This is a genomic window from Psychrilyobacter piezotolerans (assembly GCF_003391055.1).
Taxonomy (GTDB): Bacteria; Fusobacteriota; Fusobacteriia; order Fusobacteriales; family Fusobacteriaceae; genus Psychrilyobacter; species Psychrilyobacter piezotolerans.
Window position 1 is genome coordinate 36221 of sequence record NZ_QUAJ01000010.1, and the last position, 14251, is coordinate 50471.

Below are 14251 nucleotides of genomic sequence, written 5' to 3' on the forward strand. Positions count from 1 at the left end.
TATTAATTATAATACAAAAATTAAAAAAAATTAATTTGACTTTTTTTTGGAATCTTTATATGATATTCTAAATCCACCGGGAGTGGACAAGAGTTCAAAAAAACGAACAAGGAGAAAAAACTATGTATATAAAAAATATGATGACAACCATAATAACCCTGACCTAAGTTTGCTTTCGAAAAACAGAAGCAAACCTCTTTTAGTTATCCAAAACAAGAGATGCTTCTAATATAGGGTTTTTATAAGTCTATTTAGAATTTCTATCTAAATAGACTTTTTTATTTATCTGGGGAATTATGAAATTTCTTAATAAATTTAAATTTGTAAAAATTTTGATTATAATTAATTGGATGCAACATCACGTTGCTTTTTATTACAATTTGGAGGAATGATCATGAAAAAATATAATGTCGCAATTGCAGGAGCTACAGGATTGGTGGGACAGACTTTTTTACAGGTACTGGAGGAAAGAAAGTTTCCCATTAAAAATTTATACCTGATGGCATCATCTAGAAGTGCAGGGGAAATAATAAACTATAGGGGGAAAAATATAATAGTTGAGGAATTGAATGAAAATTCTTTTGATAAAGAGATCGACATTGCACTTTTTTCAGCAGGAGGAGAAGTATCAAAAAAGTTTTCACCTATAGCAGCCTCCAAAGGTGTAGTGGTCGTAGATAACAGCAGTGCTTTCAGGATGGTTGAAGGAGTTCCACTCATTGTTCCGGAAGTTAACCCGGAAGAGGTATGGAGTCACAATGGGATTATAGCAAACCCCAACTGTTCAACCATACAGTCTGTGGTACCCCTTAAAGTTTTAGATGAAAAATATAAGATTAAAAGAATTGTATATTCTACCTATCAGGCAGTATCGGGTTCCGGATTTGCAGGGATTAAAGACTTAGAAAATGGATTAAAAGGAAAGGCTCCTGAGAATTATCCCCACCCCATAGCGGGCAACTGTCTGCCTCATATAGATGTATTTCTGGAAAACGGCAATACAAAAGAGGAACAAAAGATGATAGATGAAACCAAAAAAATATTATCTAAAGATATCAGGGTGACGGCTACCTGTGTCAGAGTGCCTGTCTTGCACTCCCACAGTGTATCGATGAATCTTGAATTTGAAAAACAATTTGATATAGAACAGGTAAGGAAAGATCTGGCTGGTGTGAAAGGGCTGATTGTAGAAGATGATATAAAGGAAAATATCTATCCTATGGCAGTCAACTCAAAGGGAAAAGATGAGGTGTTTGTAGGAAGGGTTCGGAGAGATGAGAGTGTAGAAAATGGGTTAAACTTATGGGTAGTTGCCGATAATATAAGAAAGGGTGCAGCTACAAATACAGTTCAAATTGCGGAATTATTAGTTGCTGGAAATAAAGGAGGAAATTTATGAAATTAGGAATCATTGGTCTTGGAACGGTTGGAATAAATGTTTTAAAGATCTTATCAGGTGAAAAAGACAGGAAAAATAAAGAGATCGGGGATATAGAGATCCTTAAAATTTGTGATCTTCAAAACATTGATCTCAGTGGATATGATTTTACAGATGATTATAGAGAGGTCCTGAATGACCCCAGGATCGATACGGTGGTTGAACTGATAGGAGGAGTAGGAGCAGCATATGAGATTTCTAAAAGCACTCTGAATTCAAAAAAGAACCTGGTCACTGCAAATAAACATCTTCTGGCTGTTCACGGAAAGGAATTATTTTCCCTGGCTGAAAAAAATCAGGTGAAACTCCAATATGAAGCTTCTGTAGGGGGAGGAATCCCGGTTATCTCACCTATAAAAGAAAATTTATTTGTGAATAATTTTAAAAATATCCGTGGGATTTTAAATGGGACATGCAACTATATGTTGATGAAGATGGAGGAGGGACTGACTTATTCAGAGGCTTTGGAAGATGCCAAACTTAAAGGATATGCTGAAGCCGATCCGACATTTGATATAAAGGGAATCGATACAGCCCACAAGATCAGTATCTTAGCACATCTGGCCTGGGGAGAATTAAAGGAATTTTCTGAAATTTCCATTGTCGGGATAGATAAACTGACTAAAGATGATGTTGAAGCAGCCAAATCCCAGGGACTCAGATATAAATTACTGGGAGAAGCAAACTTTGACGGAAAAGAATTAAATATAAGGGTGGCTCCTGTGGCGGTCAAAAAAGATGAGCTGTTATACAATGTAAACGGGGTATACAATGCCGTGGAATTAGATGGAAACTATACAGGGAAAACTATCTTCTATGGTGAAGGTGCCGGGGGAGATGCCACAGCTGCAGCAGTAATTTCAGACATTTATAAGATCAAACTGGGAGGATAGATATGATAGTCGTTCAGAAATTTGGCGGAACAAGCCTAAAGGGCAGTGAGAGACTTCGTGAAGTGGCCAAATGGGTAGTTAAAAATAAAAATGAAGGCAATAAGATGGTAGTTATTGTATCAGCTCCCGGCGGAATGACCGACTCCCTTATAAATGAAGCCAAAGAGATGAATACCAATCCAAAGGGGAGGGAGCTGGATATGCTCCTTTCAGTGGGGGAACAAATTTCCGCAGCACTGCTTGCCATGGGAATCGAGGAATTAGGAGAAAAAGCCGTTTCATTCAATGCGTCACAGCTCCAGTTAAAAACAAACGGTGAACATAATAATGCTAAGATTTTGAATATTTCTCCCGAAAAAATCCTGGAAAATTTAAACAACGACTATATAGTTATTGTGACTGGATTTCAAGGGGTAGATGATGAAGGAAATATAACTACCCTGGGTAGGGGAGGAAGCGACACCAGTGCTGTGGCTATTGGAGCAGCGGTTAATGCCAATAAGATTGAGATCTATACAGATGTAGATGGGGTCTATACCTCGGACCCGAGAATTATAAAAAATGCTAAAAAAATTAAAAATATTTCTTTTGATGAAATGATTGAGATGGCCGATAAGGGATCCAAAGTTTTACACTGCAGGAGTGTAGAATTAGCATCTAAATATGAAATCCCCATCCACCTGCGTTCAGCCTTTTCATGGAGAGAAGGAACTTGGATTAAAAAGGAGAAAACTATGGAAAATTCAGTTGTGAGAGGAATCTCAAATATAAATAATCTGGCAAATCTAAAAATAAATTTTAAAAATATGGATGAACTTGTGGATCGTCTGGAAGAAAATAATATCAATGTAAAATTGTTTCAGCAGTTGGAGAATTCTAAATTTTCAATTTTGACTGAAAAAGAAGATGCTCTGAGATTTTATAAGGTTTTAAAAAAAGATGGGTATTCTCTGGAAATAAATGATGATCTGGGTATGATCTCTGTCATCGGGCTGGGGATTGCATCCAATAATATCCCCAGAAAATTAACTAAAATTTTAAATTCAAATGAGATAAATATCGATTCGATTTCTTCAAATCAAACAAGTGTATCCTATGTCATATCTCAGAATAATTTAAATAATGCCAATGCTATTTTTCATCGTGAATTATTTGAATAGGAGATCTTATGGCTGTATATACTAACTTAACTAATGAACACAAAGAAGATATCAGAACTCTTTATAACCTGGGAAAAGATGCGGATTTCATTGAAATTCCAGAGGGAATACTCAACACAAATTATCTGATTAAAGACAGGGATAAAAAATATGTTTTCAGACTCTTAGAGGGGAGACGAAATATAGATGAGGAATTAAAAGAATTGGAATTTTTAAACTTTTTAAATAAAAATGATATTTCATGTCCCCGGGTATCTGTAAATAATCTGGGTAAAAACCATATCTTTATCCAGGAAAAAATGGGATGTTTATTTGATTTTATTCACGGCAAGAAAGTAAATAAGATCGATAGTGAGGTCTTAAGAAAAATTGGTTCTACTCTGGGAAGGCTGCACAATTTATCCCAGGGGAGGTCTATTGAAAGAACCAGAAAAATAGACTTGGATTTTTTTTATGATAAGATCTCAAAAATCGATCTGAAAACTGTTTTAAAAAAAGACCATGATTTGATCATGGAAAGGTATAAAGAGATAAAAGAAGTAGATTTCTCCAGCCTTCCAAAGGGGATTGTTCACAACGATATATTTCCGGACAATGTATTTATGGGAGAAAAACTTTCATTGATTGATTTCAATGACTGTATGAATGCTCCATTTATTATAGATTTAGCTATTGTAATAAATTTTTGGATCAAAATAAAAGAATTTTCTAAAGATAAAGAAAAGAAGTTTATAAAAATATTTTTAGAGGCATATGAAGGGGAACGAAAATTATTGCCTGAAGAAAAAAAACTATTGAAAAAAATGGTTTTAAAGATGGCTCTTACCTTTATTTTTTTAAGGATAAATAAATCTTATGTAGAAGATAACAGGGGTAAAAATATGGAAGTTAAAACTTACAAAGAGCTTTTGTTCTTACTTGAGGAGGAAACAGATGAAATATATTAGTACTCGTGGAAATCATGAAAATTGTACAGCCTCCCAGGCCATTGAAAAAGGGATCTGCAGTGACCGGGGCCTTTTTGTTCCTAAAAAATTTCCTCATGTTTCCCTGGAGGAAATTGAAAAGATGAAAGAGATGAACTATAAGGAGGTGGCTTTAAATATACTGAAAAGATACCTTACAGACTACAGCGAGGAAGAATTAAAAGAGTGTATAGGGGTCTATGATGAAACTTTTTCCCATCCGGAAAAAACCCCGGTAGTGAAATTAAAAGACGGGGTCTATGTATTGGAACTCTGGCATGGACCGACTCTTGCATTTAAAGATATGGCCCTTCAGATTATGCCCCGTCTCTTTACCCAGGCAAGGAAAAAAAATAATGCTGAAAAAGAAAGTTTAATCCTGGTTGCCACATCCGGCGACACAGGAAAGGCTGCACTGGAAGGATTTAAAGATCTGAAAGGTGTAAGGGTAGTTGTATTTTATCCGGCTCATGGAGTGAGTGATGTACAGAGGCTTCAGATGCTGACATCTGAAGGTGAAAATGTAGAGGTAGTAGGGGTTGTTGGGAATTTTGATGACTGCCAGACTGCCGTAAAAAATATATTTTTAGATGAAGAATTAAATCTATCCTTGGATAAATTTAAACTTTCTTCTGCTAATTCAATTAATCTTGGGAGACTCCTCCCCCAGATAATCTATTATTTTAAAGCCTATCTTCAATTGTTGAGAGACAATGAAATTACTTTGGGAGAAACGATAGATTTTTCCGTGCCCACTGGAAACTTCGGGGATATATTGGCCGGATATTATGCCAAACAAATGGGCCTTCCTGTGGGGAAATTGATCTGTGCCTCCAATAAAAACAATGTATTATATGATTTTTTAAAAACAGGGATCTATAATAAACAGAGGGATTTTTTCAAAACTATGAGCCCGTCCATGGATATTTTAGTCTCTTCCAATTTAGAAAGACTTATATATCATATTTTAGAAGATGGTAAAGTTTTAAACAGACTCTACAATGAATTTGAAGAAACAGGAATATTAGAGTTAGATACAGCATCTCTAAAAAAGATCCAGGAAACTATAGCTGCGGACTATAGTACCGAAGATGAGTGCTTAGAAACTATCTATGATACATTTGATAAAAATAATTATATGATAGATCCCCATACTGCAGTTGCCATGAATGGAGGTTTAAAAAATAAATCACGTAAAACAGTTGTTCTTTCCACTGCCAATATCTATAAATTTTCTTCCAGCATTTTAAAAGCATTTGATTTAGAAAAAAATAATGAATTTGAAAATATTGAGGCCCTGGAAAAACTATCTAAAGAAGATGTTCCGTTAAATATAAAAAAATTAAAATCTCTCAAGATATTGCATACTAAAGTAGTTGAGAAAGACAAACTGGGAGATGTTTTGAGAAGTTTATAAGATTGTTGACATAATTAAAAAAAATTGTTATAATCCTAACTAAAAATAAAATCGGACGAAGGTATGGGGAGAGAGCTTAGAATATAAGCCACCGAAGAAGTAAAACTTTCAGGTATTCTGCAAAGCAGATAAGGACCCTTACTGGACGAGCCTCTGGAGAGACCCAAAATAACGGGCACCGAAGGAGCAAAACCGGTCTATGGACTGGACAAATCTCTCAGGTAAAAAGGACAGAGGAAGGAAAACATATGCATATATGCATGTGTTTTATTTGCCTTCTAAAAAATTCTTATGGATTATTTCCTACTTCAGAGGTTATGACTGCAGACTGCAGTCATAACCTCTTTTATTTTTGCTTTAAAAAATTTATTATGAATCACAGGAGGAAAAATGGAGAAAAAAAGTTTTGCAAGTGATAATTACAGCGGAGTACACCCAAAAATAATGGAGGCGCTTATAGAGTGCAATGTAGGTCACGCAAAAGCATACGGAGAGGATAGATACACAAAAAAAGCCATAGAGAAATTTAAACAGATATTTGGTCAGGAGATCTATGTTGATTTTTTATATAACGGTACCGGAGCCAACACGGTGGCTTTAGATGCCATGACTGAATCATTTCAGTCTGTAATCTGTCCGGAGCAGGCACATATAAACACATACGAAGTAGGAGCCCCTACAAAATTTACCGGATGTCCCATGATAGGAATAAAGGCTTCTGATACAGGAGGTAAGCTGAAAGTTGAAAGGGTAAGGGACTACCTAAAAATTTCCACGGGGAGTATGCATCATTCCCAGCCGAGAGTCATCTCTATAACCCAGCCCACAGAGGTAGGGAGTGTCTATACACTGAAAGAAATAGAAGAAATAGCAGACTTTGCCCATGAAAACGGGCTCCTCCTCCACATGGACGGGGCAAGGATATTCAATGCGGCTGAGAGTCTGGGTGTGGGGTTAAAAGAGATGACAAAGGATCTCGGAGTGGATGTACTGTCATTCGGAGGGACAAAAAACGGGATGATGTTTGGAGAAGCTGTGGTATTTTTCAATACAAAGCTGGCTGAAAATTTTACCCATAGAAAAAAACAATGCACACAGTTAAATTCTAAGATGCGTTATATAACGGCACAGTTTACAGCCCTTTTAGAAGATGGACTGGGATTTAAAAATGCAAAACAGTCCAATAATATGGCAAAACTTTTGGCAGAGAGTGTATCGGATATCCCAGGTGTGGAGATGACAAATGAAGTGGAAGCAAATACTGTATATGCCATCCTTCCAAAAGAAATAATACCGGATCTGCAGGAAAAATACTTCTTTTATGTCTGGGATATAGTACGTTCAGAGGTCAGATGGGTCACATCTTTTGATATAACAGAGGAAGATGTGATGGATTTTGCAGAACAAATAAGGTCTACCCTGGAAAAAATTAAAAAAGCAGCCTAAAAACTTCAGAAAATAGTTTTCAAAGAGGATTTTTTTAAACTGCTGGTATAAAGATAATAAGCCGCAGAGAGATTTAATAAAAGCTGGGCAGGATGGAAGAGACAAAAAAAATAAGGTGAAAGGAGATAAATATTATGGAAAGAGAAGAATTAGAGAAAATAATTTTTAATATTGTTCCTCAACTTTCATTTTTTGGCGGGACGTCTCCAGAGGAGATACATAATATAATAGATTATATCCACGAAGAAGAAGTAGAGGCCGGCAACTATGTGTACAGAGAGGGAGATTCTCCAGAAAGTCTTTATATTTTATTGGAAGGAGAGATGGATTTTTTTATACTGGACGAAAAAATAGCCCATGGAGAGACAGGCTTATTGTTTGGGACGTCGGCTACCATCGGCATTCAAAAACAATTGGTATCTGCAATGGCTATAACAGATATTAAACTGGCTGTAATTTCTAAAAGTTTTTTTATAGAGATGAGCAAAAAAGATCCAAAGCTTTTTGTAAAGATAATATTAAATGTGGCAAGGGATCTGGCCAGAGACTTGAAATTTTTAAGGGATTATGTAGAAAAACAAAAATCTAAGTAGGGCGTATATTATTTTGTATAGAGTAAAAAAAAACAAATGGGTAAAGGAAGGTTTTAATATGAAAATAAAAATGATTACTGCACTGACTTTTATCATCTTATTATCTGCCTGCGGGGGCATAAAAAAGACAAGTGAGACCGACCTTAAAATTTCAGGTCTTAAGGGCAGGGTTAAATCAGTTAAATATTCCACCTATGATACAGAGTTAAAATTTGGAGAAATTAAAAAGGGTACCAGGAGTAGTTCTGGACAGGATAACAGATACTACTATTTCAATGAGAAAGAAGTTAAAATTGAGGAGGGAGAACGTGACTCCTATGATCGGATTCAAAGGAAAACGTTATATAAATATAACGATGAAGGAAAGTTAATCCAAACAAGTGACTTCGATTCCAGGGTTGAATTTGCAGGTAAAACAATATATACAAGAGATGATAAAGGAAACTTAATTGAAGCAAGTGATTTTAATTCCAAGGGTGAGTTCATCGGTAAAATAATATATACAAGGGACAGCAAAGGAAATGCTGTTGAAACAAATAGTTATAATTCCATGGGCAGCTTGAACTCTAAATTCAAATTTGAATATGATAAAAAAGGAAGAGTGCTTGAATCTATATATTATGGATCTGATGGAGAGCTCCGTGACAAAACATATTTTAAATATGACGGTAAAGGAAGGGTGATCGAAGTAAAGTTGATAACAGAGGATTCTATCTTTATCAAAAATTTTAAATATGAGAATAAAGAAAAAGATGATGTGACTTTAATGATTCAATACGAGGGTTATTTAACTATGTCAAAAACAAGATATATGTATAAGTACGATGAGAATGGTAACTGGATTCAAAAGATCAGCATTGAGGACGAGAAACCTAAAGTAATAGAGGAAAGAGAAATTGAGTATTATATGTAGGATATAAGGTTAAAAGGGAGATCGGTTTAATCGATCTCCCTTTTGTATATAACTAAGATAATCTACTGTAAGTTGATTAACAACCTGTCCTATTACTTATTAGTGATTCGAAAAAAATCAATACATTATTCTCAGCACAAGGTATGGTACGATATTAAGCATTATTATGGCGATCTTATATTGTCCCAATAATTGGAAATATCCACGGGATAAATCATTCTCATCTAAATTAAAAATTTTGGAATGAATACGTAAAACCGGACCCCGTAGGGAGGTTATAAAAATCATTGAAAACAGACCTAATCCAATATTGATTACAGAACACCAGCCAAGAAATTCTCTTATTACTTCGATTTTATTCATATCGATCCTCCTCTGTTATTTTGATTTAAGGATACACTTTATAATATATATTTCATTATAAATTTAAGGTTGTCAATTTTTTTTGGATTTCAACATAAAAAGGACTCTAATTTAGAGTCCTTTGAAATGTCGTAGGAGTTACCATTCTTGCCAATTTATTTCATCTTTAATCTGCCCATTTTCATAATATGAAATCATTTTCCCATCCAATTGGTTTTGCTTGAAATCAAGTTTCATTTCAACCTGTCCATTTTTATAATAGGAAAAGTTCTCTCCATCCTGCTTCCCCTGCTTAAAATTAAATCTGGCTTCAACCTGCCCATTTTTATAATAAGAAATCATTTCTCCATCTAACTGATCATGCTCAAAATTAAATTTTTCTTTAATCTGCCCATCTTCATAATAAGAAATATTTTCCCCATGGTACTTACCCTGCTCAAAATTAAGTTTCTCTTTAATCTGCCCATTTTTATAATATTTAAGTAAAATTCCTGTATATGGTTTTTTTTCATTTGTTATATAAATAAGACCATTTCTTTTTTGTGTTTTAGAAAATAATTCTTCCCTTTTATCACAACTTATTAAAATTAAACATAAAATAAATACAACTAATAATCTTTTTTTCACTCTGCCACTTCCTTTATAATCTTCTTCTATTAAGATAATATATCTTAATATTAGATAAGTCAAGATTAAGTTAAAATTAATTTTTCTCATCTTAATATAAGGAAAATTTGAAATAGCAAAATAACTCGATACTGTTCTGATAGACACCTTTCTTTCTCACATGAAATAGATCTTAAATTGATCTATATACTCTTCAATATTTCAATAAACTCCTCAGGTTCAGCTCTCTCAGTATGGTTGGCATTGGCATAAACATATCGAATTACTAAGTTTTCATCGGTAATTATTGTTGCAGGCATAGGCAGTTCTCTCCTTTTATCTCCATTTGAATCTTCCAAATTTATTCCAAACTCCAGATAAAGATTGTTTAATTCTTCAGAAAGAACAAAAACTAATCCTAATTTCTTAGCAAAATTATTTTCTATGTCACTTGTGATCAGGCTTTTGGCGTCTTTCACTTCTTTAGTTTTATGTTTATCAGGTTTTTCAGGAGATATTGATATTAATTTACCTCCTAATTCTTCGATTTCATCCTGCATCTCTTCTAGAACTCCCAGTTCTAAGTTGCAGTATGGTCACCAGGAGCCTCTAAAAAAATTTAAGACCAATTTCTTATTCTTAAAACTGTCCTTGCTGTATTTATTTCCCTGGGTGTCTATTAAATTAAAATCAGGGAGTTTTTCTCCTACCTTTATTGTTTTCTCCTCAATATGAGTTGCTTTTAGTTCTCTTAAAGCTTTTTCCATGGTGGCTATTACTTCATGAGGCATATCAGCTTCTGCATTGGTACTATATTCTTTTAATTTTTCTCTTAACATTTTTTCCCTCCTTCATTGTTATGATTTAAATGTTATTACTTTGATTATATATACCCTTTACAGATTTATCCTCTATTTACTCAATTTTCTATTAAAATTGAGACTAAATTTATCTACATATTATTAAGGGAATATTGATTTTATTTAGGGTTTGTAGTATAAAGTATGGAAGAATACTTTTAAATTTAATTAAATTATCCAGTAATAACTTGATTTTTGGTATAACTGATAATAGTGCAATAAAAGTAACTTCAACTTTAGAGTTTTTTGGTGATGTCTACTTATTAGACAGAGGAAAAATATTAAAATTAAAAGGGGAAAGAATATGAATATATATTTAAAAAAATTGGAATTAAAAGAACCTGTTGAAATTTTTAATTTACTCCAAGAAACCGTTGAAGAAAATTGGGGTTTAATGGATTCTATGACTCATGAGAAATTTCCCAAATATTTAAAAGAGAAATATGATGAAGATTTAGGAATCAACCTAAAGAAGGGACGAGTCCCGCAAACTACTTATTGGCTCTATGCAAATGAAATCCCCTGTGGAATGATTGTAGTCAGGAGGGGAATAAACGAGCCTCTTCTTAAAAGAGGAGGACATATCGGGTATTATATTAAAAAAAATTATAGAAGAAAAGGCTACGGGGAAAAAATGCTTTCTCTATGCCTGGATCTTCTGCGAAAAGAAGGACAGAATAAAGTTTTAATTACATGTAACGAGGATAATATCGGTTCTCAAAGGGTAATTGAAAATAATATGGGCATCCTTGAAAATATAGTAGATGGAAGCAGGAGGTACTGGATAAATTTATAGTCTAGAATCCAAATTATTTTTAAAAGATATTTGGAATTTTATTTTATAGGGAAACTTTTAAAATTCAGTTAATAGAAAATTACTTAGATAAAGGAGATAAAAGATGGAAAAAATAGTGGATGAAAATATAAAAATTGTATCACTGGATTTAGATGATATGGGATCTGTCGATCAGCTGTGTAATGAATGCGAGGATTATTTTTTAATGGTTAACGGAACTGTTCACACAAAAGAAGACGCAGAAGAAATACTGACTGCTCTGCCGCCAGAGAAAGAATTCAAAGATAAGTTTGCATTAGGAGTACTTTACAAGGAGGAGCTCATAGGGGTAATAGATCTTATAAAGGATTACCCTGTAATAGATCAATGGATCATCGGATTATTTCTTTTGAAGAAAAAAGACAGGAATAAAGGAATCGGAAAACAGGTTCACAGTGCTCTGATTGAAATGGTTTTAAAGGACAGTGGAAAGTCACTCATAGTGGGTGTTGTCAAAGAGAACATCAAGGGATTCAAATTTTGGGAAAATCTGGGTTATAAAACAATAAAAGAAACAGAAGTAACATTGGGGGATAAAGTCAAGAAAGCATATGTAATGGTGTTGGAATTGAATTTCTTAAATAAAAATACTCCTTTAAAAGCAGAGGTTGATTTACCTGCAAGTTATTAATGGAATATTGATTTTATTTAGACTTTATAGTGTAAAGTCTGTAAGGAACTTTTAAATTTACTATCAATAAAGAGGTGTAAACTATGAAGAAAATACTTTTACTACTACTATTAATATTAGCATTTAACATAAGCTCAATTAGTTATAGAAAATCAATTGATCAAAGGCAATTATATAACCGAAATATCAAACCTCAAAGACATTTTAAAAATAAATTAACAAATGCGAAAGTTATTGGCTACTGTGAAAACGGAAAGGTTATATTTAAAGGGAATTTTAAAAATGGTAAAAAAGATGGAGAATGGCTTACTTACTATGAAAATGGGAAAATCCAAGCTAAAGGAAATTATAAAGGTGGGGAAAAAGACGGAGAATGGCTTACCTATTATAAAAATGGAAAAGTTAAATTGAAAATAAATTATAAAGAGGGAAATTAATCCCTATTTTTTTATTCACTCAATTTTCCATGAAACTCCGAGATTTTGCAGCCTATCTTAAAATAGACCTCCTCCACAATGTACTTCAACTCTGAGATTAGATCTTCTAATCTGTTAAACTCCCTCCCCCATATTTCCATGAAAATCCTAAAATATTTATTTAGTATCGTTATTATTTTGTTCCCGATTATTAAATATGAAGAAAGGCTTTCAGAATATTTATTCTAAAAGCCTCAGAAATTTTTTAAAATTAAAATTTTGCGTCTATTATACTATCTCTTCTTCACCTTCATCAAACTCTGTTTCAGACGACTTCTCCTTCTTTATATCCTTCAGATAGTACTTACCAGGTGTTGTAAAAAATTCCTTGGTAAGAGCCACAACTTCACCACTAAGACGAGTTATCGTATAAATATTAGGTATGATGATCAGTGCCAACAGAAGATCAAGGAAATGCCATAACATTCTTGCTCCTCCTATAGTTCCTACAATGATAGACCCAAGGTATACATATCTCATAATTTTTGAGAATTTAAGGCCAAAAAGAAATTCCGCCTGCTTCTCTCCGTAGAATATAATAACTATTACTGTTGAAAGTACAAAGAATAACAGTGATATTGTGACCATGAATCCTCCCGCAGCTCCAAAGTAATGGGTAAAAGCCGCAGCTGGAAGTCCTGAGGGATTGTCAAGTGCGCCAGGAGCATTCCATAGACCAGATGAAAGAATTACAAAAGCGGTAGCACTACAGATTACTAAAGTATCGATAATTATTTCAAAAATTGTCCACAGTCCCTGTCTTACAGGATGATCGTTTACTGCTGCTGCATGGGCTATTGGTGCTGTCCCCATACCAGCTTCATTGGAATATACCCCCCTGGCTACTCCCCAACGTACTGTAGCAGCTATAGCTGAACCGGCAAATCCACCAACTGCTGCCATAGGTGTAAATGCATAGGTAAATATTAGAGATAATACTCCAGGGATCTTATCTATATTCATTAATATAATAATTACAGATGCTAGGATATAAACCCCTGCCATAAGAGGTACCAGCTTTTCTGTTACTTTTCCTATCCTTTTAATTCCTCCAATAACAACAACGGCAACCAGGATAAAGAGTGCTGCTCCCGTTATTGTAGGAGAAATGTTGAAAGATTCCTTGGCTGAAGCTGTGATAGAGTTGGACTGTACCATTACACTTGGTATAATTTCAAGCATAAGGAAGAATGAGAATAAAGTTCCCAGCCACTTCATATTCAGACCTTTTGTCATATAATACATAGGTCCCCCTACATACTCCCCCTCGGAATTCTTTTCTCTGTATTTATATCCCAAAACTACTTCGGCAAACTTTGCAGCCATTCCAAGGACCGCCATAACCCACATCCAGAATATAGCACCAGGTCCTCCAAAGCAAATCGCTGCAGGAACACCTATAATATTAGAAGCTCCAACCGTAGATGCTAGAGCTGCTGTAACTGCCTGGAAGGGAGATACCGTCCCCTCTCCACCCTCTGGCTTGCTTAGCACCTTTCCAAATGTCTGCTTTATAATATACGGTGCATACCTGATTTGAAAAAATCCCAGTCTGATTGACAGATATATTCCTCCAAAACTTAACAACATTAACATGGGAAGTCCCCAAATCCAACCTGATATGCCACTTATAATCGCTAAAAAACTATCCATAA

15 protein-coding genes, 1 pseudogene and 1 riboswitch are annotated in these 14251 nt (G+C 34.3%); of the genes and pseudogenes, 11 read left to right on the forward strand and 5 right to left on the reverse strand.

Translation table 11 applies throughout. The features are described 5' to 3' along the window. Positions 1–394 precede the first annotated feature (394 nt). The 8 genes from DYH56_RS07005 (at position 395) to DYH56_RS07040 (ending at position 8825) form a co-directional block, all read left to right on the forward strand. Complete coding sequence (locus DYH56_RS07005; RefSeq protein WP_114642158.1) at positions 395–1399, forward strand: aspartate-semialdehyde dehydrogenase; 1005 nt, start codon at positions 395–397, stop codon at positions 1397–1399. Next, positions 1396–2331 (forward strand): homoserine dehydrogenase, encoded by a 936-nt coding sequence (locus DYH56_RS07010; protein ID WP_114642159.1) that lies wholly within the window; start codon positions 1396–1398, stop codon positions 2329–2331. Before DYH56_RS07005 ends, DYH56_RS07010 begins: the two co-directional genes overlap by 4 nt. A gap of 2 nt (positions 2332–2333) precedes the next feature. Beyond that, positions 2334–3491, forward strand: coding sequence for an aspartate kinase (locus DYH56_RS07015; RefSeq protein ID WP_114642160.1), 1158 nt, complete (start codon positions 2334–2336; stop codon positions 3489–3491). An 8-nt stretch (positions 3492–3499) separates the two neighbouring features. Then, positions 3500–4438 carry a homoserine kinase gene (locus DYH56_RS07020; protein ID WP_114642161.1) on the forward strand — a complete coding sequence of 313 codons (939 nt, stop codon included), beginning with the start codon at positions 3500–3502 and terminating at the stop codon, positions 4436–4438. Then, a complete protein-coding gene (thrC, locus tag DYH56_RS07025; RefSeq protein ID WP_114642162.1) occupies positions 4425–5873 on the forward strand; it encodes a threonine synthase in 1449 nt (482 codons plus the stop codon). Before DYH56_RS07020 ends, thrC begins: the two co-directional genes overlap by 14 nt. A gap of 143 nt (positions 5874–6016) precedes the next feature. Beyond that, a riboswitch (glycine riboswitch) is annotated at positions 6017–6117 on the forward strand. A 146-nt stretch (positions 6118–6263) separates the two neighbouring features. Continuing rightward, on the forward strand, positions 6264–7319 hold the full coding sequence (locus DYH56_RS07030) for a threonine aldolase family protein (RefSeq protein ID WP_114642163.1): 1056 nt from the start codon (positions 6264–6266) through the stop codon (positions 7317–7319). 134 nt (positions 7320–7453) lie between these two features. Further along, positions 7454–7912 carry a cyclic nucleotide-binding domain-containing protein gene (locus DYH56_RS07035; RefSeq protein ID WP_114642164.1) on the forward strand — a complete coding sequence of 153 codons (459 nt, stop codon included), beginning with the start codon at positions 7454–7456 and terminating at the stop codon, positions 7910–7912. Positions 7913–7970: 58 nt separating this feature from the next. Then, complete coding sequence (locus DYH56_RS07040; protein ID WP_114642165.1) at positions 7971–8825, forward strand: hypothetical protein; 855 nt, start codon at positions 7971–7973, stop codon at positions 8823–8825. Positions 8826–8942: 117 nt separating this feature from the next. Here DYH56_RS07040 and DYH56_RS07045 read toward each other — a convergent pair whose 3' ends face one another. The 4 genes and pseudogenes from DYH56_RS07045 to DYH56_RS16455 form a co-directional block, all read right to left on the reverse strand. After that, positions 8943–9188, reverse strand: coding sequence for a DUF6868 family protein (locus DYH56_RS07045; protein WP_114642166.1), 246 nt, complete (start codon positions 9186–9188; stop codon positions 8943–8945). Between the two features lie 138 nt (positions 9189–9326). Further along, the gene (locus DYH56_RS07050; RefSeq protein WP_158539091.1) at positions 9327–9815 is read right to left on the reverse strand and encodes a toxin-antitoxin system YwqK family antitoxin; all 489 of its coding nucleotides are present in this window, start codon (positions 9813–9815) and stop codon (positions 9327–9329) included. 182 nt (positions 9816–9997) lie between these two features. Then, positions 9998–10378: pseudogene (locus tag DYH56_RS16255) on the reverse strand (redoxin domain-containing protein); the annotation flags it as partial. Positions 10379–10390: 12 nt separating this feature from the next. Next, positions 10391–10633, reverse strand: a complete 243-nt coding sequence (locus DYH56_RS16455) for a redoxin family protein (RefSeq protein ID WP_114642169.1) — start codon at positions 10631–10633, stop codon at positions 10391–10393. 346 nt (positions 10634–10979) lie between these two features. Between DYH56_RS16455 and DYH56_RS07070 the strand changes: the two genes are divergently transcribed. The 3 genes from DYH56_RS07070 to DYH56_RS07080 all read left to right on the forward strand — a co-directional run bounded on the left by DYH56_RS07070 (position 10980) and on the right by DYH56_RS07080 (position 12557). Then, complete coding sequence (locus DYH56_RS07070) at positions 10980–11450, forward strand: GNAT family N-acetyltransferase (RefSeq protein WP_158539092.1); 471 nt, start codon at positions 10980–10982, stop codon at positions 11448–11450. Between the two features lie 103 nt (positions 11451–11553). Beyond that, positions 11554–12120 (forward strand): GNAT family N-acetyltransferase, encoded by a 567-nt coding sequence (locus DYH56_RS07075; protein ID WP_114642172.1) that lies wholly within the window; start codon positions 11554–11556, stop codon positions 12118–12120. Between the two features lie 83 nt (positions 12121–12203). Further along, positions 12204–12557 carry a toxin-antitoxin system YwqK family antitoxin gene (locus tag DYH56_RS07080; protein ID WP_114642173.1) on the forward strand — a complete coding sequence of 118 codons (354 nt, stop codon included), beginning with the start codon at positions 12204–12206 and terminating at the stop codon, positions 12555–12557. A gap of 267 nt (positions 12558–12824) precedes the next feature. Here DYH56_RS07080 and DYH56_RS07085 read toward each other — a convergent pair whose 3' ends face one another. Then, positions 12825–14249 (reverse strand): alanine/glycine:cation symporter family protein, encoded by a 1425-nt coding sequence (locus DYH56_RS07085; RefSeq protein ID WP_114642174.1) that lies wholly within the window; start codon positions 14247–14249, stop codon positions 12825–12827. Positions 14250–14251: the final 2 nt, after the last annotated feature.